This window comes from Streptomyces sp. NPDC050549, assembly GCF_040655035.1.
Lineage (GTDB): Bacteria > Actinomycetota > Actinomycetes > Streptomycetales > Streptomycetaceae > Streptomyces.
The window spans coordinates 300,979-319,114 of sequence record NZ_JBFAJD010000004.1 but is presented as its reverse complement, the minus strand read 5'-3'; the positions used below and the strand labels follow the sequence as shown (position 1 = coordinate 319,114).

20 protein-coding genes are annotated in these 18,136 nt (G+C 71.5%); 10 read left to right on the top strand and 10 right to left on the bottom strand.

Annotation, left to right across the window (positions count from 1 at the left end):
* Positions 1 to 15: 15 nt before the first annotated feature.
* The 3 genes from AB0I51_RS09460 to AB0I51_RS09450 all read right to left on the bottom strand — a co-directional run bounded on the left by AB0I51_RS09460 (position 16) and on the right by AB0I51_RS09450 (position 1,377).
* Complete coding sequence (locus tag AB0I51_RS09460) at positions 16 to 192, bottom strand: hypothetical protein (RefSeq protein ID WP_362973029.1); 177 nt, start codon at positions 190 to 192, stop codon at positions 16 to 18.
* Positions 192 to 968 carry an SDR family NAD(P)-dependent oxidoreductase gene (locus AB0I51_RS09455; protein WP_362973027.1) on the bottom strand — a complete coding sequence of 259 codons (777 nt, stop codon included), beginning with the start codon at positions 966 to 968 and terminating at the stop codon, positions 192 to 194. The genes AB0I51_RS09460 and AB0I51_RS09455 overlap by 1 nt, the downstream gene beginning before the upstream one ends.
* Before the next feature lie 73 nt (positions 969 to 1,041).
* Positions 1,042 to 1,377: a YnfA family protein gene (locus tag AB0I51_RS09450; protein WP_362973025.1), complete on the bottom strand. Its 336-nt coding sequence runs from the start codon at positions 1,375 to 1,377 to the stop codon at positions 1,042 to 1,044.
* Between the two features lie 212 nt (positions 1,378 to 1,589).
* Here AB0I51_RS09450 and AB0I51_RS09445 point away from each other — a divergent pair, with 212 nt between their 5' ends.
* Complete coding sequence (locus AB0I51_RS09445; protein WP_362973133.1) at positions 1,590 to 2,000, top strand: hypothetical protein; 411 nt, start codon at positions 1,590 to 1,592, stop codon at positions 1,998 to 2,000.
* An 87-nt stretch (positions 2,001 to 2,087) separates the two neighbouring features.
* Positions 2,088 to 2,561: a MarR family transcriptional regulator gene (locus AB0I51_RS09440; protein ID WP_359609076.1), complete on the top strand. Its 474-nt coding sequence runs from the start codon at positions 2,088 to 2,090 to the stop codon at positions 2,559 to 2,561.
* A gap of 19 nt (positions 2,562 to 2,580) precedes the next feature.
* Here the strand turns inward: AB0I51_RS09440 and AB0I51_RS09435 are convergent, their stop codons facing one another.
* Positions 2,581 to 2,991: a helix-turn-helix domain-containing protein gene (locus tag AB0I51_RS09435; RefSeq protein ID WP_362973023.1), complete on the bottom strand. Its 411-nt coding sequence runs from the start codon at positions 2,989 to 2,991 to the stop codon at positions 2,581 to 2,583.
* Positions 2,992 to 3,139: 148 nt separating this feature from the next.
* Here AB0I51_RS09435 and AB0I51_RS09430 point away from each other — a divergent pair, with 148 nt between their 5' ends.
* Positions 3,140 to 4,030 carry an NADP-dependent oxidoreductase gene (locus AB0I51_RS09430; protein ID WP_362973021.1) on the top strand — a complete coding sequence of 297 codons (891 nt, stop codon included), beginning with the start codon at positions 3,140 to 3,142 and terminating at the stop codon, positions 4,028 to 4,030.
* 538 nt (positions 4,031 to 4,568) lie between these two features.
* Complete coding sequence (locus AB0I51_RS09425) at positions 4,569 to 5,126, top strand: hypothetical protein (RefSeq protein WP_362973019.1); 558 nt, start codon at positions 4,569 to 4,571, stop codon at positions 5,124 to 5,126.
* On the opposite strand, the gene AB0I51_RS09420 is transcribed toward AB0I51_RS09425, so the two are convergent.
* The 4 genes from AB0I51_RS09420 to AB0I51_RS09405 form a co-directional block, all read right to left on the bottom strand.
* Entirely contained in the window at positions 5,095 to 5,787 is a 693-nt protein-coding gene (locus AB0I51_RS09420) for a response regulator transcription factor (protein ID WP_362973017.1), read from the bottom strand. The two genes, AB0I51_RS09425 and AB0I51_RS09420, sit on opposite strands and share 32 nt — an antisense overlap.
* Positions 5,784 to 6,959: a histidine kinase gene (locus AB0I51_RS09415; protein ID WP_362973015.1), complete on the bottom strand. Its 1,176-nt coding sequence runs from the start codon at positions 6,957 to 6,959 to the stop codon at positions 5,784 to 5,786. The genes AB0I51_RS09420 and AB0I51_RS09415 overlap by 4 nt, the downstream gene beginning before the upstream one ends.
* Before the next feature lie 84 nt (positions 6,960 to 7,043).
* Positions 7,044 to 8,477 carry an MFS transporter gene (locus AB0I51_RS09410; protein WP_362973013.1) on the bottom strand — a complete coding sequence of 478 codons (1,434 nt, stop codon included), beginning with the start codon at positions 8,475 to 8,477 and terminating at the stop codon, positions 7,044 to 7,046.
* A gap of 259 nt (positions 8,478 to 8,736) precedes the next feature.
* Positions 8,737 to 9,561 carry a helix-turn-helix domain-containing protein gene (locus tag AB0I51_RS09405; protein ID WP_362973011.1) on the bottom strand — a complete coding sequence of 275 codons (825 nt, stop codon included), beginning with the start codon at positions 9,559 to 9,561 and terminating at the stop codon, positions 8,737 to 8,739.
* A gap of 126 nt (positions 9,562 to 9,687) precedes the next feature.
* Here AB0I51_RS09405 and AB0I51_RS09400 point away from each other — a divergent pair, with 126 nt between their 5' ends.
* From AB0I51_RS09400 to AB0I51_RS09380, 5 genes are all read left to right on the top strand, one after another.
* On the top strand, positions 9,688 to 10,788 hold the full coding sequence (locus AB0I51_RS09400; protein ID WP_362973009.1) for an LLM class flavin-dependent oxidoreductase: 1,101 nt from the start codon (positions 9,688 to 9,690) through the stop codon (positions 10,786 to 10,788).
* Positions 10,785 to 11,372, top strand: a complete 588-nt coding sequence (locus AB0I51_RS09395) for an FMN reductase (protein ID WP_362973007.1) — start codon at positions 10,785 to 10,787, stop codon at positions 11,370 to 11,372. Before AB0I51_RS09400 ends, AB0I51_RS09395 begins: the two co-directional genes overlap by 4 nt.
* Before the next feature lie 161 nt (positions 11,373 to 11,533).
* Positions 11,534 to 12,298 carry a response regulator transcription factor gene (locus tag AB0I51_RS09390; protein WP_362973005.1) on the top strand — a complete coding sequence of 255 codons (765 nt, stop codon included), beginning with the start codon at positions 11,534 to 11,536 and terminating at the stop codon, positions 12,296 to 12,298.
* On the top strand, positions 12,299 to 13,750 hold the full coding sequence (locus AB0I51_RS09385) for a HAMP domain-containing sensor histidine kinase (RefSeq protein ID WP_362973003.1): 1,452 nt from the start codon (positions 12,299 to 12,301) through the stop codon (positions 13,748 to 13,750).
* A gap of 97 nt (positions 13,751 to 13,847) precedes the next feature.
* Positions 13,848 to 14,495, top strand: a complete 648-nt coding sequence (locus AB0I51_RS09380) for a GNAT family N-acetyltransferase (protein ID WP_362973001.1) — start codon at positions 13,848 to 13,850, stop codon at positions 14,493 to 14,495.
* Positions 14,496 to 14,526: 31 nt separating this feature from the next.
* On the opposite strand, the gene AB0I51_RS09375 is transcribed toward AB0I51_RS09380, so the two are convergent.
* A complete protein-coding gene (locus tag AB0I51_RS09375; RefSeq protein WP_362972999.1) occupies positions 14,527 to 15,897 on the bottom strand; it encodes a histidine-type phosphatase in 1,371 nt (456 codons plus the stop codon).
* Positions 15,898 to 16,076: 179 nt separating this feature from the next.
* Here AB0I51_RS09375 and AB0I51_RS09370 point away from each other — a divergent pair, with 179 nt between their 5' ends.
* Positions 16,077 to 16,847: a GPP34 family phosphoprotein gene (locus AB0I51_RS09370; protein WP_362972997.1), complete on the top strand. Its 771-nt coding sequence runs from the start codon at positions 16,077 to 16,079 to the stop codon at positions 16,845 to 16,847.
* Between the two features lie 244 nt (positions 16,848 to 17,091).
* Here AB0I51_RS09370 and AB0I51_RS09365 read toward each other — a convergent pair whose 3' ends face one another.
* Positions 17,092 to 17,910 carry an SAM-dependent methyltransferase gene (locus AB0I51_RS09365; protein ID WP_362972995.1) on the bottom strand — a complete coding sequence of 273 codons (819 nt, stop codon included), beginning with the start codon at positions 17,908 to 17,910 and terminating at the stop codon, positions 17,092 to 17,094.
* Positions 17,911 to 18,136: the final 226 nt, after the last annotated feature.

Genomic DNA, 18,136 nt, shown 5'->3' with positions numbered 1-18,136 from the left:
TCGCTCCCCGCTTCCTCACTTGTTCGGCGCATGCGTCACCGCGTAGATCATCACGAACGCGACGATGTGGATGCCGAAGAGGAAGTAGGCGAGGAAGTACCAGACCTTGCGCTCGTTCCTGGTCTCCTCGGCCAGCCGGCGCCGGTCCAGGGTCTCTTGGGAGTTGTCCGGGCGTACCTCTTCGTCCGGCATCACAGCTCCCGGTGCACCTTGGTGTTCGAGGCCTGGGCGCGTGGGCGGACGACGAGCAGGTCGATGTTGACGTGGCTGGGGCGGGTGACCGCCCAGGAGATCGTGTCGGCCACGTCGTCCGCCGTGAGCGGCTCGGCGACGCCCGCGTAGACCTTCGCCGCCTTCTCCGTGTCCCCGCCGAACCGGGTCAGCGCGAACTCGTCCGTCTTGACCATGCCCGGCGCGATCTCGATGACCCGGACCGGGGTGCCGACGATCTCCAGCCGCAGCGTCTCGGCGAGGACGTGGGCGCCGTGCTTGGCGGCGACATAGCCCGCGCCGCCCTCGTACGTGCCGTGGCCCGCCGTGGAGGAGACGACCACGACCGTGCCGTCTCCGCTCGCGGTGAGGGCGGGGAGCAGGGCCTGGGTGACGTTCAGCGTGCCGAGGACGTTCGTCTCGTACATCGTGCGCCAGTCGGCGGGGTCGCCGGTCGCGACCGGGTCGGCGCCGAGCGCGCCGCCCGCGTTGTTGATCAGGACGCCGATCGTCTTGAAGGCGGTCGCGAACTCGTCGACCGCGGCCCGGTCGGTGACGTCGAGCTCGTACGCGGTCGCCTTGTGGCCCGCCTTGTTGATCTCCTCGGCCAGCGTCTCGATGCGGTCCTTGCGGCGGGCGGTGAGGACGACGCGGTAACCGGCCGCGGCGAGCCGGCGGGCCGTGGCGGCGCCGATTCCGCCGCTCGCCCCGGTGACGACCGCGATACGGGATGCGGCGGACGGTGGGGCGGTGGCCATGGGCTGCTCCTCGGGAGGGATCAACTGGTTCGTGCGTACGACTCCGTCCAGGATAGGCGGGCCCGGCGGCGGCTCAGTTTCCGCGCGGCGCCCACATGATCACGGCCATCCCGGCCAGGCACACCAGGGCGCCGGCGAGGTCCCAGCGGTCGGGCCGGTAGCCGTCCGCGACCGCGCCCCAGGCCAGTGATCCGGCGACGAAGATCCCGCCGTACGCCGCGAGGATGCGGCCGAAGTGGGCGTCGGGCTGGAAGGTGGCGACGAAGCCGTACACGCCGAGGGCCATGACCCCGCCGACGGTCCACAGCCAGCCGCGGTGTTCGCGCACCCCCTGCCAGACCAGCCAGGCGCCGCCGATCTCGAAGACGGCGGCGACGACGAAGAGGGCCGCGGAGCGAAGTACGAGCATGACCGCCACCCCATCACACGGATGTCACCCGATCGCACGGGAGTCACCTGATCACCCGGGTGTCACCTGATGGACGGCGCCTGTCGCGTGCTCCGCGTGGGATACATCCGTACGACCACGGTGGCCTGCGGATGTACTGAGGAGTGGATGGCATGCGGGAAGTCGTACGGGTACTACGGGTCGGCGCCGTGGTGGGTGCCGCGTTCGCGGTGATGGGCGCGGCCCCCGGTGTGCCGGCTCCGGAGGCGGATCTCTCCTATCACGGCTCCGTCGCCATGACCGCGGGCCTGATCGACGTGCGGTTCACCCCGCGCAACCACGGTCCGTCCGCCGTCCCCGACGCGACCGTACGGCTGCGCTGGTCGAAGGCGCTCGCGGACCGGCAGACGCTGCCGGAGGGGTGTGCCCGGTCGGGGGAGCGGGTGGTGGTGTGCCGGACGGGGGCGCTGGCGGCGGACGAGGTGGGCGAGCGGATCGAGTTGCGGGTACGGCTGCGGGACGCGTCCTCCGAGGTGCTGCTGGAGCTGGACACGGTGTGGGGCGGCGGCGCGGTGGACGGGAACCGGGCCAATGACCAGCAGCGGGTGCTCGTCCTCGACACCGGTGACAGCTACTACTTCTGAGTCACGCCCGTAGTACCCCTGAGCCACTTGGCCGAGCTCGTCGTACGATCTCGATCTCCGCACGGCACAGGCGACGAGGGGTACGACATGTCCGGGAACGCGCGGGCGCGGCTGCTGGACGAGTTGTCCACCGTCTCGCGCCGGTACATGGCGTCCTACGCCCTGTTCAACCAGGCCGTCGCCGACCGCCTCGGGCTGCACCCCACGGATCTGCAGTGTCTGAACCTGCTCACGCTGGAGGCGGGGCCGGTGACGACGGGCCGGATCGCCGAGCTGACCGGGCTGACGACCGGGTCGGCGACGCGGCTCGTGGACCGGCTGGAGCGGGCGGGGTACGTCGTCCGGGAGCGGGACGCGGAGGACCGGCGGCGGGTCCTGGTGGCCACCGTCCCGGAGAAGATCACCGAGTTCGGCCGGATGTGGAACCGGCTGGGCGGCGGCTGGTTCACGCTCTTCGACGACCTCGCCGACGCCGAACTCGCCGTGATCGTCGGGCACATGAGGCGGACGGTGGAGTTCAGCGGGCGGCAGATCGCGCGGCTGCGGGCGGGGGAGGTCTGAGCGAGGGCCCAGGGGACGGCTAGGAAGGCGTTCCGTCGTCCCCGTCGTAGCGGCCCCGCGCCTCGTGGACTTCCTCGATGTGGGTCTCCGCCCAGTCCTTCACGGCGAGCAGCAGCATGCTCAGGCTGGCGCCGAGCGGGGTGAGTTCGTAGTCGACGCGGACCGGGACGGACGGGGTGACCGTGCGCGAGAGGATGCCGTCGCGTTCCAGTGAACGGAGCGTCTGCGTCAGCATTTTGGGACTGACGCCGGCGATCTTGCGGGCGAGGTCGCTGTAGCGCATCGGGCCCGGGGACAGGGCGGCGACGACCAGGCTGACCCACTTGTCGCTGATGCGGTCCAGCAGCTGGTTGGTGGGGCAGCTGCGGATGAACGCGTCGTACTCGACACGTGCCTGTTCGCGCTTCTGGGCCGCTGTCATGGTCGCCATGGGCCGTGGCCTCCGTTCACTTCCGGTCACTTGCGGGGTAGGTACACACCTTCAGGTAACTACTTCCCGATGGATAGTAGCTCTTCCTAGGGTTGTCGACAGCTGAGGAGATACCGAAGCGAACACCCCATACGAGGAGCTGTCCGGCATGCGTGCTGCAGTGGTGACGACGTTCGGCGGGCCCGAGGCGGTTCGGGTCGTGGAGACGGAAATTCCCGAGCCGGGCGCCCGGCAGGTGCGGATCAAGGTCGCGGCGGCCTCGCTGAACCCGGTGGACGCCGGAGTGCGCGCGGGCGCGTTCGGGGGCGCGGGCGAGCGGCTCGGATTCGGCTGGGACGTAGCCGGGACGGTGGACGCGACCGGCGTCGCCACCGGGTGGCAGGCCGGTGACGAGGTGGTCGCCCTGCACTACGGCGCGGTCAAGCCGCTGGGCACGCACGCCGATTACGTCGTCGTGGACACGGGCGCGGTGGCGAAGGCGCCGGAGGGCGTGGACGCGGTGCACGCCGCCACCCTCCCGCTGAACGCGCTGACCGCCGTACAGGCCCTGGATCTGCTGCAGTTGACGCCGGGTCAGACGTTGTTGGTGACGGGCGCGGCGGGGGCCGTGGGCGGCTTCGCCGTCCAACTCGCCGCGCAGCGTGGGGTATTGGTGACCGGACTCGCCCGGTCCGGTGACGAGGAGTTCGTACGGGCCCTGGGCGCAGCCGAGTTCACGAGCGAGGGGGTGCCTGCGGGGAGCGTCGACGCGGTGCTGGACGCGGCGGTCCTCGGGGAACGGGCGCTGGCGTGGGTGCGGGACGGGGGCGCGTTCGCCGGGGTGATTCCGCAGGCCGCGCCGGCTCCGGAGCGCGGGGTGCGGACCGGGGCGGTGGAGGTGAGCGCGGACGGGGCCCGGCTCGCCGAACTGGTCGCCCTGGTGGAGAAGGGCGTACTGACGCTGCGGGTGGCGGACACGTACCCCCTGGCGGACGCGGCCGGGGCGCACGCGCGACTCGCGGAGGGCGGGGTGCGGGGGCGGCTGGTGCTTGTGCCGTAGAGGATTCGGTCCCTTTGCCACGGGGGCCTGCCCGGCATCCGGGCCGTTCGGTATCCGGGCCCTTCGGCATCCGGCCCCGGGGGCGCCCGGTCGCCTGGGCCGTCCGGTCCCTTCGGCTCCGGCTTCGGAGCCCCTGGCACACGGTCCTCCTCGGCATCCGGAGCTCTTGGTGCGCGGCCTTCCGGGCGCCTGGCTTTCTTGGGGTCCGGTCTCCCTTGGGGGCCGGTCCCTTCGGTGCCCGGCCCGCCCGGTTTCCGGACCCGTTGGCACACGGTCCTCCTCGGCATCCGGAGCCCTTGGCGCCCAGCCCCCGAGCATCGGGTCCCCTTGGTATCCGGCCCCCTCCGCACGCGGCTCCCCTTCGCACCTACCCCCCTCCGCACCGGCCCCCCGAGCTGCCCCTAGGGGAGGGCTCCACCCTGCGTCTCCACCCGGATTTCCACCCGTGGGTCCGGGAGCTTTTCCGGTATCGGCGGGAGAGTCGATCTCAGGAAAACGCGAGGCGGGGCGACCGCCGGAGACCGAGGAGTGCGACGTCATGACGGACATGGAGCAGGCGCTGGCGATCAGCGGGGGCATCTTCGCGGTGATGATGCTGACGCAGTACGGGCGCCGGAAGTACGACCTGCACAAGGTGCTGATGCCGATCGGCACGGTGTCCGCGGTCGGCTACTTCTATCTGAAGGGGACGCCCACCCAGACCGTCGACATCGTGGTCTATCTGGTGGGCGCCGCGATCGGGCTCGCCTGCGGTGTCGTCGCCACCCTCACCACCGGCGTGGAGCGCGACCCGGCCTCGGGCAAGGTCCACACCCGCTGCGGTGCCGGCTTCGTGGCGATCTGGACGGCGGTGGTCGCCCTGCGCGTCGCCTTCATCTACCTCGCCGAGCACAACACCTGGTTCCGCGACCAGCTCGGCACGTTCATGGCGGAGCACCACATAGTCCAGGACGCCATCGCACCGTTCTTCGTCATCATGGCGCTGGCCATGGTCCTCACCCGGGTGTTCCTGCTCCTGGCCCGCGTGCGCCTCCTGGCGCCGGCCGGGGCCCAGGGTCAGGCCCTCATCCAGGAGTCTTCACCAGTCCGTGGATGAACGCGTACTTCACGGCGTGCGCCCGGTCCCGCAGATGAGCCTTGGAGAAGAGGTTGTTGATATGGGTCTTCACCGTGGCCTCGCTCACCACCAGCCGTTCGGCGATACCCCGGTTGGTGAGCCCCTCGCCGATCAGCGTGAGCACCTCCACCTCCCGGGGGGTGAGGTCCGGGGCGAGTCCCGCCCCCGCCCGCTGGACGGGGGCGCCGCCCCGCGCCGCGGCGGCGACGAGCCGGTCCCGTACGGCGGGGTCGAGCACGGACTGCCCGGCGGCCGCCGCCCGCACCGCGCGGGTGATGTCCTCCCGGCCGGACTCCTTGGTCAGGTAGCCGCGGGCGCCGGCGCCGAGCGCGGCGAGGATGTACTCCTCGTCGGCGAAGGTGGTGAGCACCACGACGGCGACCCCGGGGAAGCGTTCGCCGATCAGCCGGGTGGCCTCCACGCCGTCCACCCGGGGCATGTTGAGATCCATGAGGATCACATCGGGCGCGTGCTCCTCGGCCGCCCGCACGGCCTCCCCGCCGTCCTTCGCGGTCGCCACGACCTCCACACCGGACTGCAGATCCAGTACGGTCGCCAGCGCCTCCCGCACCGCGGTCTGGTCGTCGGCCACAACTACCCTGACAACAGGCCGCTGTTCGCCCCGCTGCTCGTCGCTCATCCCGGGATCACCACGCGCACCTGCCAGCCTCCTGCGTCGTCGCCGTCCACGATCGGCCCGGCCGTGACCGTGCCGCCCACCAGGTCGAGCCGCTCGCGCATCCCGACAAGACCCATCCCGCTCCCCGCACCGGCCAACGGCCGCGAGCCCTCCGGCGGCGCGGAGTTCACCACCTCGAAGACGGTCTCCCCGGCCTGCCGTTCCGCACTTTCCAGGTACTCCAGTCGCATGCGGACCGGGGCGCCGGGCGCGTACTTGTGCGCGTTGGTCAGCGCCTCCTGGGCGCAGCGCACGATCACCTGGGCGAGGCGGACGGGCAGTTCGCGCGGCGGCCCGTCGACGGTCAGCGTACCGGCGTCGGAGGCGGACGCCAGCAGCGACCGCAGCGTCTCCACCAGCGGCAGCGCGTCCTCCCGCAGGTCCCCGACCGTGCGCTGCACCTCGGTCAGCCCCGAGCGGACCAGGCTCTGCGCCCGCTGGGCCGCCTGCCGTGCCCGGTCGACGTCACCGGACTCCAACAGGGCGTCGGTGACCTCCAGTTGCATGTTCACCCCGGCCAGCGAGTGGGCCAGTACGTCGTGTACGTCCCGGGCGATCCGGGCCCGCTCGGCCAGCGCCTCCGCCCTCGCCTCGGCCCGCGCGGCCAGCTCGGCCTGCTCGGCGGCGGCCCGCGCGGAGCGCAACGCGCCCGTATGGGCGCGGTTGGAGATACCGACCAGCACACTGACACCGGTGAAGGCGCCCACGATCCACGAGGCGCCATGGCCACCCCACGGCACCAGCAGCGCGCCCGCGCACAGGGCACTGGTGAGCGCCGCGAACGGCAGCGCGCGGCGGGCTTCGAGACGGTACCCGGCGTGCCCGGTCACGAAGTAGGCGAACAGGGCCGAGGCCCCGGAGGTCTCCAGGTTCATCAGTGCCGCCGCCCCGACCGCCCAGGTACACAGCACCGCGAGCTGCACGCCGGGCGGGAACCGGCCCTCGGGGATGAGCCGGGTGCACAGCAGCAGCGACTCCAGGACGAGCAGACACAGCACCGCGAGCCCGGTACCGGAGGTGCCGAGCGGACGCACGGTGAGCGCGGCGATGGTGACGGCGGCGACCGTGCCGAAGACCTGGACGGGGTTGTTGTCCGCCGTGAACCACCGGTTCAGGGCCTGAGTTCGGTTCACTGCGGCTCTCTTCCCACTCCCGTCCGGGCTCTCTTCGCACTGCCGTCCGGCCGGAGCGAAAGCTACCAGCGTGCCCGTCGGCCGTCAGTGACCATGGTCCTCGGGCGCCCTGCGCGGCAGCAGCCGTACGAGACACAGGCACAGGGCGACGGCCGCGCCGACCACGGCGAGGCTCACCAGCAGGGCATGGGTCGTACCGCCGCCGACCGCCTTGAAGTACACGGTGGTCACGGCCGCCGCCCCGACCGCGTTGGCCAGCTGCTGCACCGCGTTGAGCGAACCGCTCGCGCTGCCGGCCTCGGCCGGTTCGATGTCGCCGATGGTGATGTCGTAGACCGTGCCGAAGCAGGTGCCCATACCGAGCCCGACCAGAAGGAGAGGTGGCACGAGAGCCCAACCACCCACTGCCGTCCCGGAGTTGGCGACGAGTGCGGCGAGGCAGCCGCAGCCCGCCAGGACGAGCAGGAGGCCTGTGACGGCGAGTCGGCGGCCGAAGCGGTGGATGAGCCGGTAGCAGGCGATCGACGCGACGACGATTCCGGCGGAGAGGGGGATCAGGCCGAGCGCGGTGCCCGCGGGGGAGCGGCCGAGGCCCTGTTGGAAGTAGAGGGAGATGACATAGAGGAGTCCGGCGACGGCGGCGAAGACGACGACGCCGAGGAGGAGACCGGCGGTGAAGCCCCGGTTGTGGAGGAGCGAGGGCCGGATGAGCGGGGCGGGCGCGGTGCGCTGACGGTGGCAGAAGCCCGCGAACAGGGCGAGGCCGAGCAGCAGGAGGGCGGGGGCGCGTCCCGTCCAGCCGTGCTGTGAGCCGTCGATGAGCCCGCCGAGCAGACCGAGCATGGCACCCGCGATCAGCGCCGAGCCCGGGCCGTCGACGGGGGCGGTGCCGTCGCCGGTGTCGCGGGGGAGGAGCCGCAGGGCGGCGAGCAGGGCGGCGCCGCCGAGGAGGAGGTTGATGAGAAACATGGACCGCCAGCCGAGGCCGCCGATGTCGGCGTCCACGAGGAACCCGGCGAGGATCGGCCCGCCCACCGCCGACAGTCCCATCACCGGCCCGAACAGACTGAACGCCTTGCCGATCTGGTCCCGGGGCCAGCTCGTGCCGAGGATGCCGAAGCCCTGCGGGATGAGCAGCGCCCCGAAGGCGCCCTGCACCAGCCGGGCGACCACCAGAAAGGCGGGGCCCGGGGCGAGCCCGCAGGCCAGGGAGGCGGCGACGAACCCGGCGAGCCCGACGAGGAAGAGCCGCCGCCGGCCGTACCGGTCGCCGAGCCGTCCGCCAAGGACGAGGAGCACGCCGAGGGCGAGGGCGTAGGAGGCGCCGAGCCACTGGACGAGGCCGGGACCGCCGCCCAGGTCCCGGGTGATGGTCGGGGCGGCGATGTTGGTGATCGTCGAGTCGAGGAGGTCCAGGACGTCGGCGGCGAGGACGACGCCGAGGATCGCCCAGCGGGAGCGGGCGGAGAGAGGAGGACCAGCGGTGGATTTGTTTGCGTCATGCAGTGTCTGCGTCACGCAGATGAATATCCATGGTTGCCCTCGCCCGGTCAACCGGATTGACGGGGGAGGGCGTGCCAGGACTCGCCCACTGCCCTGAGGGCGTGGGGGACCCCCGGTGGCGTTTGTCCTCGCGGCCGACGGCCCCCGGCCTTCGGCCGCGAGGTGCCCCCGCGTCGACGCCCTCCTCCGCCTGGCAGCTGCGCGCGCCAGGCCCCGCTCGCCCGTGCTCATGAGGCGCCGATGCTTTCCTCCGACCTGATCCGTCGGAGAGGTCTCAGTGCCGGCCCTGCGCGTAAGCCGCAGGCGACACCCCGACCGTCGTCGTGAAGTCCCGGACCAGGTGGGCCTGGTCGGCGTAGCCCAGGTCCGCGGCGAGGCCCGCCCAGTCCACGGGCTCCTCGGTGCCCGCGCGCTCCAGGGCCTCGTGGATGCGGTAGCGCAGGATGACCCACTTGGGGCCGACGCCGACGTACGCGGCGAAGAGGCGCTGCAGCAGCCGTACGGACAGGCCCTCGGCGCGGGCGAAGTCGGTGACGCGGCGGATCGTGCGGTCGGTGCGGATGCGGTCGACGAGGGTGGTGGCCAGTTCGGCCTGCGGGTCCGGGCGCGGGTCGAGGGCCAGCAGGAAGGCGTCGAGCGCGGCGACACGGTCGTTCTCGTCGGCCGGGTCGAGGACGGTGGCGGGGTCGGTGTCCGGGAACACCTCGGGCTGCCGCACCCGCGCCCCCGTCCACTCCGACACCGGGCGGTCGGGGACGGCGCTCCGGAAGGCGCCGGGCCGGAACTTGATCCCGCAGACCCGCCCCCGCCCCTCCAGCTTCTGGGCGAAGAGGCCGTGCGGGATGCCCGCGATCTCGACGAAGGCGTCCTCGCCGGCCAGTCGCTGGAAGACGATGTGCACGGCCGGGTGCGGGACGACGTGGGAGACGTAGGGCTCGGTGAGGTCCCAGTCGATCAGCCAGTAGTGCTCGATGTACGGGCGGAGGGGCGGGGCTGGTTCGGGGCGGCGGAAGTGCACGCGGGTAAGGAGTTCGGCGGGGTCGACGATTCCCCGGGTGTCGTCGGCTTCTCCGGCGGCGCTGCGGCGTGGGGCGGCCATGTGGGGATCGTAGGACCGGCCACTGACAACGGGCGGAAGACCGCGTCCTGATGCCTGGAATATGTGCGGCGGGGTGGCCGTTGGAGGGTATAGTTGAATAATCAACAACCTGGAGGGTGAACGACCATGCAGTTCGGGATCTTCAGCGTCGGCGACGTCACACCGGACCCGACCACCGGACGGACGCCGACCGAGCGCGAGCGCATCAAGGCCATGGTCGCCATCGCGCTGAAGGCCGAGGAGGTCGGGCTCGACGTCTTCGCGACCGGCGAGCACCACAACCCGCCGTTCGTGCCCTCGTCGCCCACGACGATGCTCGGCTTCATCGCCGCGCAGACCGAGAAGCTGATCCTCTCCACCTCCACCACCCTCATCACCACCAACGACCCGGTGAAGATCGCCGAGGACTTCGCGATGCTCCAGCACCTGGCCGACGGCCGGGTCGACCTGATGATGGGCCGCGGCAACACCGGCCCGGTCTACCCCTGGTTCGGGCAGGACATCCGGCAGGGCATCAACCTCTCCATCGAGAACTACGCCCTGCTGCGCCGCCTGTGGCGCGAGGACGTCGTGAACTGGGAGGGCAAGTTCCGCTCCCCGCTCCAGGGCTTCACCTCCACGCCCCGCCCGCTGGACGACGTACCGCCGTTCGTCTGGCACGGCTCGATCCGCAGCCCGGAGATCGCCGAACAGGCGGCCTTCTACGGCGACGGCTTCTTCCACAACAACATCTTCTGGCCGGCCGACCACACCAAGCGGATGGTCGAGCTGTACCGGGAGCGGTACGCGCACTACGGCCACGGCACGCCGGAACAGGCGATCGTCGGCCTCGGCGGCCAGGTCTTCATGCGGAAGAACTCCCAGGACGCGGTACGCGAGTTCCGCCCGTACTTCGACAACGCCCCGGTCTACGGCCACGGGCCCTCCCTGGAGGACTTCACCGACCAGACCCCGCTGACCGTCGGCTCCCCGCAGGAGGTCATCGAGAAGACCCTCGCCTTCCGCGACTACGCCGGCGACTACCAGCGCCAGCTGTTCCTGCTCGACCACGCCGGGCTGCCGCTCAAGACGGTTCTGGAGCAGCTCGACCTGCTGGGCGAGGAGGTCGTACCGGTCCTGCGCAAGGAGTTCGCGGCGAACCGTCCGGCGGACGTGCCGGAGGCGCCGACCCACGAGTCCCTGAAGTCCGCCAAGGCCGCCGCACCGGAAGGGGTGACCGTCGCATGAAGCTCGTAGTCGTCTCGGCGGGGCTGAGCGTTCCGTCGTCCACGAGGCTGCTGGCCGACCGGCTGGCGGCGGCGGTGGACCGCCGGACCCCCGTCGACATCCAGGTCGTGGAGCTGCGCGACCTCGCCGTGGAGATAGCGCACAACTTCACCAACGGCTTCCCCGGCCGTTCCCTCGCCGCCGCGCTGGACGCGGTCACGGAGGCGGCCGGGCTGATCGTCGTCACCCCGGTGTTCTCGGCGTCCTACAGCGGACTTTTCAAGTCCTTCTTCGACGTCCTGGACAAGGACGCACTGGCCGGGAAGCCGGTGCTGATCGCGGCGACCGGCGGCAGCGCGCGGCACTCGCTGGTACTGGAACACGCCCTGCGCCCGCTCTTCGCCTACCTGCGAGCCGTCGTCGTTCCGACCGCGGTCTACGCCGCCTCCGAGGACTGGGGCGCGGAGGGCCTGCCGGAGCGGATCGAACGGGCGGCGGTTGAGCTGGCGGCCCTGATGACGGGCCTGTCGACAGCCCGTCCGGCGAAGAAGCAGACGGTCGTACCGTTCGCGGAGCAGCTGGCGGCGCTGGCGCCCTCGAAGTAACCGCACCGGTCGGCACGAACCGGGTCATCGGGCGCCGACCGTGAGAAGACGGTAGGAGCTCTGCCCGGGTTGCGTCCACCACGGTGAGAGGCAGGTAAAAAGGGTGATCGTAGACCTGCCCCCACCGCCCTACCGCCGGAGGCCTTGGCACACTGGTAGACGTGCCCCAGACTGTGCTGCTCGCCGAAGACGACCGTGCCATCCGTCATGCCCTGGAGCGGGCCCTGACCCTGGAGGGCTACCAGGTGACCGCGGTCGCCGACGGTGTCGAGGCGCTCGCGCAGGCCCACCGCACCCCACCGGACGTGCTGCTTCTCGACGTGATGATGCCCGGCATCGACGGCCTCCAGGTCTGCCGGGTACTGCGCGCCGAGGGCGACCGCACCCCGATCCTCATGCTCACTGCCCTCGTGGAGACCGCCGACCGCATCGCGGGTCTGGACGCGGGCGCCGACGACTACGTGGTGAAGCCCTTCGACGTGGAGGAGGTCTTCGCGAGGCTGCGCGCCCTGCTCCGCCGCACCAGCCCGGTCCCGGCGAACGGCGTCCAGGGCTCGTCCGGCACCTCCGCCGACGCACTGAGGGACGAGCCGCAGTCGCAGTCGTCGGCGTTCTCCTCCTCCGACAAGCAGATCTCGGCAGCCGGCCTGCGGATGGACCTCCAGGCCCGCCGCGTCTGGCGCGGGACCCGCGAACTGGAGCTGACCCGGACCGAGTTCGAACTCCTCGAACTCCTGGTGCGCAACGCGGGCATCGTCCTCGACCACTCCACCATCTACGACCGCATCTGGGGCTACGACTTCGGCCCCGGCTCCAAGAACCTCGCCGTCTACGTCGGCTATCTTCGCCGCAAGCTCGACGAGCCCGGCGCACCGCAGCTGATCCACACGGTGCGTGGCGTGGGTTACGTGCTGCGGGAGGACTGAGTGGGCCGCCTGCGGCGGCTGGCCGCCGCCCGGCGGCCGAGACTGGTCTCGCTCCGTACGACCTTCGTGCTGTCCTTCGCGGCGGTGACCGCGGCCGTCACCCTCCTCGTCGGCGTGCTGTCCTACGGCGCGGCGGCCCGGCTGGTCCGGGTCGACCAGGAGTCCGTGTTCGACCAGGTCGTACAGGATCTGCAGGACGAGGTGCGCACGCACCAGATGACACCGGACGACTTCTCCTCCTCCGCGCCCGGCCACGACATCGTGCGCCCGGCCCGTACGGATGTGCAGGTCCTCGGGCCGGCCGGCAACGTCCTCGACAGCGGCAGCCCGGCGCTGCCCGTCACCGGTGACGACCGGGCGGTCGCGGGCGAGAAGGTGGCCGGGAAGACGGTCGAGCACAAGGACGTCGCCGTCGCCGAGGACGTGTACCGCATCGCGACCGTCTCGCTGGGCCGCGGTCAGGGGGCGGTGCAGGTGGCGCAGGAGTTCAGCGACACCGAGGATCTGCTGCGGGCCTTGCAGCAGCGGACGTTCGTGCTGATGGCGGCGGTCGTGGTGCTGGCCGGCCTGTGTGGCTGGTGGCTGGCCCGGCGCATCACCCGGCGCCTGATCATCCTCACCGCGGCGGCCGAGGACGTGGCCCGCACCCGCCGCCTCGGCGTGCAGGTCCCGGTCACCGGCTACGACGAGGTGGGCCGCCTCGGTCGCGCCTTCGACCGGATGCTCGGCCGGCTCGCACAGTCGGAGGAGGACCAGCGCCGCCTGATCCAGGACGCGGGTCACGAACTGCGCACCCCCCTCACGTCGTTGCGCACGAACATCTCCCTGCTCCGCCGCATGGACGAACTGCCGCCCGGAACCCGCGAGGAACTGGTCGCGGACCTCTCCCAGGAGGCCCGCGAACTCACCGACCTGGTCAACGAGTTGGTGGACCTGGCGGCAGGCCAGTCCGACACCGAACCGCCCCAGCAGGTGGACCTCGCCGACATAGCGGAGGACGTCGCGGTGCTGGCCCGCCGCCGCACCGGCCGCGACATCACCGTCCGCGCGAGCGGCGACACGACGACCGACGGCCGCCCCGGCATGCTCCAGCGCGCGATCTCCAACCTGGTCGAGAACGCGGCCAAGTTCGACCGCGCGGGCCAGACCCCGATCGAGATCGCGGTCTCCGGCCCCGCCCGCCCCGGCACGGTCCGCGTAGAGGTACTGGACCGAGGCCCCGGAGTCTCGGAGACCGACCTCTTCCGCATCTTCGACCGCTTCTACCGCGCCGCCGACGCCCGCTCCCTCCCCGGCTCGGGCCTCGGCCTCTCCATCGTCCGCGAGGTGGCCCTCGCCCACGGGGGAGCCCCCTTCGCGCTACGACGGGAGGGCGGCGGCGCGGTGATCGGGTTCACGGTCGGGGGAGTGGCCGAACCGCGTGCCGGGGCGGGGGCACGTGGCCGGGGCTGACGGGCTTCACGGCCATCTGCTCTGGGCCGCGCAATTCCGCCCCGATGGTCGTCTCGGCCCCGGTGTCCGTGTTTTTCGGTACGGCTCGGCGACCGCCGTGGTCAGCCCCGGGCTGTCCGGGCGGAACCGGATAGCGGTCGACGGGGCGGCGGACGACGCGCTCGTCCTCGTACGGGACGAGGTTCTGGCAGAGGCCGGGCCGGGCTACCGCCCGTTCGGGGACGCGGAGTTGATCGCCGCGCTGGTGCGGGGGACGCCCGGGCTGGTGGCCGCCGGTGGCCCCGGGTTCCTCTGGATGGAGACGGCGGAGCCGCCGTCCGCCGTCCCGGAGGGCGTGCGGTGGCTCGACGCGGAGGGGGAGCGGGAGGCGGCGGCTCTCTTCGAGGACTCGTTCCCCGACTCGTACGCACGCCCCGGCCGTCCCGGCGTCCGCCGCTGGGCCGGTGCCCGCGACCACGGCCCGGACGGCACCGGCGCGCTGCTCGCCGTGGCCGGGGACGCCTGGTCCGGGGCCGGGTGCGGCTTCATGGCCGGGGTCGTGACACGGCCTCGGGCGCGGGGGCGTGGACTGGGCGTGGCCGTGTCACGGTTTGTCGTCGACGCGCTGGTAAGGGAGTACGGGCGCGCCGCGCTGATGGTGGACGCCGACAACCCGGCCGCGATCGCCGCGTACCGGCGGGCCGGGATGCGGGGCCGGGAGTTCGCGGCGGCGGCCCGCGCCCGGGGGAGCGCGGGGCCTTCGTAGAGCCTGTGCGGGTGCGGCCGCGATCAGCCGTTCAGCCGTTCGAGGGCGTGCGGCCGAAGCAGCGCTCCAACTCGTTCAGGTCGTAGAACTTGCTGCCCTTCGAGACGGGACGGCAGCCGGTCTTGAACGCGGTCTCCTTCTCGTTGTAGAGCATGCGCACGAGGTAGGTGCTGCCCTTGCGGTAGACGTCCCACTGGATGTTCGAGCCGAGCGGGGCGACGGTGGCACCGCGCCAGGAGTTGGTGGCGTAGGTGTACGGGTGCTCGGCCGTGACGGCCTGCGTGCTGCCGGGCAGGCCCATCAGCGCGGCCAGCGGGATGATCTCCTCGGCGTGCGTGAAGCGGAGTTCGGCGCCAAGGTCGCTCGTGCCGTCGCGCTTGGCCTCGACCTTCTTGAAGAAGTCGTCGAGCAGGACGCCGGCCATCCTGTACGTGATGTCGCTGTCCGCGAAGCCCGGCCCCTTCTCGTAGAAGTCCTCGGCGTCGGAGATGTACCCGAACCAGTCGGCGTCGCGCGCCGAGATGTACCGGTCCATGCCCCAGCCCTTGCCGCCCGGGCTCTCCTCGCTCATCGCGGGGGCGATGGCGTACAGGTTGTAGACGGCGGTGGCGGCCTCGACGTCCGTGCCGATCGACGAGAACTCGCCCGCCGTGATCCGGTCCACGAACGCGGGCTTGAACAGCTTCCGCAGTACGTCGCGGGCGGCGTGGTGGGTCTTCGGCTGGTCGGTGACGGCCGTGAGGGTGTCTGCGAGCCGCTTGTCGTTCGCGATGTAGTCGCGGTACGCCGCCCCGCCCGCGGCCTTGTGGAAGTAGAGCAGGTCCTTGTCGGTACGGGTCGCGCCGATGAGGGAGGTGAGGTCGGGGTCGGCCTGGGCGAGGGCGGCGCCGTAGAGGTTGGCGCTGTCGACGGCGCGCCCCTGACCCGAACTGACGACGTCGATGGGCTCCTTGTCCTTCGCGATCGAGGCGAAGAGGGTCGGCAGCCGCTTCGCCATCCGGGTCGCGGTGGCCTGGATCTCCGCCTTGCCGCGCGCGCTGAGGTTGCCGTACCCGATCGTGCTCATCGCGGCTTCGAGGGCCTGCGTCTTCGGCCCGAACTCCCGTCCCTTCGCGGTGAGTTGGCCCTCCGCCTCGGCCTTGCCCCACAGCGCGAGGATCAGGTCGCCGTCCGAGCCGTCGGTCGCGGAGCGCGAACCGTGCCGGGACACGTTCTCGGTGAAGACGGGGGTGAAACCGGCCGGGGCCTTCTGGTACGAGCGGGAGTTCCGCTCCGGCGTGTACACGGCCTTCGTGCCGTAGCTGTCGGTGTGGGCGCTGCCGCCGGGGGCGGCCTGAGCGGCGAACGGGGTGGCCAGCAGCGCGGCCGTGCCGAGGACCGCGGCGAGGGTGACACGTCTCATGAGCTGCATGTTTCGCGTAGGAGGTGAACGCCGGGTGCACTGGGGGTGACTCCGAGGGCTCCAGTCGTGGGTGTCCGGGGGCGACGCGCGGGGTGAGGGGGACGGTGGTGTGAGGTATGGGGCCGGCTTCCTCCGGCCAGTCGTTGGAGTCGTTCGAGTCGCAGGGCAGAATGCAGCGCATGTTCGGACCCGCGCCGCTCCAACGCCTGTCCCTGCCCGAGGAGTTCGCCCTGCTGTCGTACGGGGATAACGGCAGGGTGCCCAACTCCCGTCAGGCCGCGGCCGGTTGCGCGGCGGCGGAACTCGGTGAACTGGCGCTGCGGAGAAGGCTGTTGGTCAGACCGAGGAAGACCAGGAAACTGGGCGTCGAGATCTACCAGAAACGCGGCGAGATCGAACTGTCGGCCAACGCGGCCAACGCGGCCAACGCGGTCAACGCGGTCAACGCGGTCAACGCGGCCAACACGGCCGGTACGGGCCTGACTTGGGCGGACGACCTGCTGTCCGCCCTGTGCGCCCGCACCACCGCCCTCGCTCCCCGCCCCCTCACGGTGACCCGCTGGCTCAGGGAACGCGGCCGGGAAGCACTCGCGCTGCACACGAGCGCGCTCACCGGGCGAGGCGTACTGCGCCACAGACCCGGCACCCTCCTCACCAGAACACGCCACCACCCGGACACCGCCCTCCGCGGCGCCCTGATCGACGGCGTCCGCGCCGTCCGCGCCGAACAGGTGCCGCTGGACGAACACATGCCGTTCCTCTGCGACTTGCTGGACGGCGCCGACCTGACGAAGGACTTCGGCCTCACCACGACCCGCCCCCAACGCCTCGAACGCGCCAGGGGCACCGGCGCGGCAGGCGCCCTCCCGGAAGCCCTGCGCGACACGAGCACCGTGCTGGGCTTCTCACTGCCGGCCCGGGAGGGCCGGACGATCACGGTCGGCGACTAGGGGCTCTCCGGCGGATCAGGCCGTAGGAAGACCGCGGCGCCTGATCGGCGCCGGTGGGCGGGGGCTGGTGCGTCCAACTGCAAGGCGGAGGAGGGAGGCGACGCGGTGGGGGCACCTCCCGGCCGAAGGCTGGGGGACGTCGGCGACCGACGACAACGCCGCTGGGGGTCTCCCCCACGCCTTTGGGGCAGTGGGGGAGGGCGTGCCAGATCCCGCGTCCGCGGCATGATCCGCCGGACAGGCCCTAACCGTCCTTCCGGGCCACCCCGCCGTAGATGCCGATGGGCGGGGCGTCCGGGTTCGGCGTCTGTTCCGGGCGCCAGTGGGTGACGCGGACCAGGCCCGGGTCGACGAGGGTGAAGTCGCCGAAGAAGTCCAGGACTTGGGCGTGGGTGCGGAGGTTCAGGGTGGCGGTGGCCCGGTTGTAGACGGACGCCGCCTCCTCGCGATGGTCCTCGTGGACGTCACCGGTGGCGTGGGAGAGGACGAGATAGGAACCGGCCGGCAGCGCGTCGCGCAGGGTGGCGACGATGCCGTACGGGTCTCCGTCGTCGGCGAGGAAGTGCACGACGGCCACCAGCAGTACGGCCACCGGCCGGTCGAAGTCGATGGCCTTGCGGACCTCGGGGTGGTCGAGGATGGCGCGGGGATCGCGCAGGTCGGCCAGGATGACGGAGGTGTCGGTGTCCTCCATGAGAGCCATCGAGTGGGTGCTGACGATCGGGTCGTTGTCGACGTAGACGATCCGGGTGTCCGGGGCGATGGCGTGCGCGATCTGATGCACGTTCGGCTCGGTCGGCAGCCCGGTCCCGATGTCGAGGATCTGCCGCACCCCGCCTTCCTCCACCACATGCCGGACGGCCCGGTGCATGAAACGCCGGTTGGCCCGGACGCCCTCCCGCACCTCGGGAGCGGCCTTGATGAACTGCTCTGCGGCGTCCCGGTCGACCGGGTAGTTGTCCTTGCCTCCGAGGAAGTAGTCGTACATCCGCGCCGGGTGGGGCTTGCTGGTGTCGATGATCAGTGGCTGGGCGCCACTGCCGTCCCCGCTGGGAGAGGTCATGAGGCCAGGCTCCGTCTTGGTGAGTGGCTGTCAGATCATCATCCTGGCACGCCCGCTGTGGTCCGGGTGACGACTCTGCCGGATCGGGAATTGACAAATGGGCTTGCGATATGGCCTCGGTGAATTATTCGAACCGGCTGCAATTTCTCTTGAATTAATTGACAGAGGGGCTCCGGTGTGGCCTCGACAACTCGCCCCGGAAATACGTCTGTTCACGGGAAAAGGG

What these genes read in the sequence shown, in the direction of transcription:
- AB0I51_RS09435 (WP_362973023.1), bottom strand. Translation starts at nt 2,991, where the DNA reads ATGGCGACCATGACAGCGGCCCAGAAGCGCGAACAGGCACGTGTCGAG.
- AB0I51_RS09445 (WP_362973133.1), top strand. Translation starts at nt 1,590, where the DNA reads ATGGGCGCGGCCCCCGGTGTGCCGGCTCCGGAGGCGGATCTCTCCTAT.
- AB0I51_RS09365 (WP_362972995.1), bottom strand. Translation starts at nt 17,910, where the DNA reads ATGACCTCTCCCAGCGGGGACGGCAGTGGCGCCCAGCCACTGATCATC.
- AB0I51_RS09440 (WP_359609076.1), top strand. Translation starts at nt 2,088, where the DNA reads ATGTCCGGGAACGCGCGGGCGCGGCTGCTGGACGAGTTGTCCACCGTC.
- AB0I51_RS09460 (WP_362973029.1), bottom strand. Translation starts at nt 192, where the DNA reads ATGCCGGACGAAGAGGTACGCCCGGACAACTCCCAAGAGACCCTGGAC.
- AB0I51_RS09375 (WP_362972999.1), bottom strand. Translation starts at nt 15,897, where the DNA reads ATGAGACGTGTCACCCTCGCCGCGGTCCTCGGCACGGCCGCGCTGCTG.
- AB0I51_RS09370 (WP_362972997.1), top strand. Translation starts at nt 16,077, where the DNA reads ATGTTCGGACCCGCGCCGCTCCAACGCCTGTCCCTGCCCGAGGAGTTC.
- AB0I51_RS09405 (WP_362973011.1), bottom strand. Translation starts at nt 9,561, where the DNA reads ATGGCCGCCCCACGCCGCAGCGCCGCCGGAGAAGCCGACGACACCCGG.
- AB0I51_RS09395 (WP_362973007.1), top strand. Translation starts at nt 10,785, where the DNA reads ATGAAGCTCGTAGTCGTCTCGGCGGGGCTGAGCGTTCCGTCGTCCACG.
- AB0I51_RS09400 (WP_362973009.1), top strand. Translation starts at nt 9,688, where the DNA reads ATGCAGTTCGGGATCTTCAGCGTCGGCGACGTCACACCGGACCCGACC.
- AB0I51_RS09425 (WP_362973019.1), top strand. Translation starts at nt 4,569, where the DNA reads ATGACGGACATGGAGCAGGCGCTGGCGATCAGCGGGGGCATCTTCGCG.
- AB0I51_RS09430 (WP_362973021.1), top strand. Translation starts at nt 3,140, where the DNA reads ATGCGTGCTGCAGTGGTGACGACGTTCGGCGGGCCCGAGGCGGTTCGG.
- AB0I51_RS09420 (WP_362973017.1), bottom strand. Translation starts at nt 5,787, where the DNA reads ATGAGCGACGAGCAGCGGGGCGAACAGCGGCCTGTTGTCAGGGTAGTT.
- AB0I51_RS09450 (WP_362973025.1), bottom strand. Translation starts at nt 1,377, where the DNA reads ATGCTCGTACTTCGCTCCGCGGCCCTCTTCGTCGTCGCCGCCGTCTTC.
- AB0I51_RS09455 (WP_362973027.1), bottom strand. Translation starts at nt 968, where the DNA reads ATGGCCACCGCCCCACCGTCCGCCGCATCCCGTATCGCGGTCGTCACC.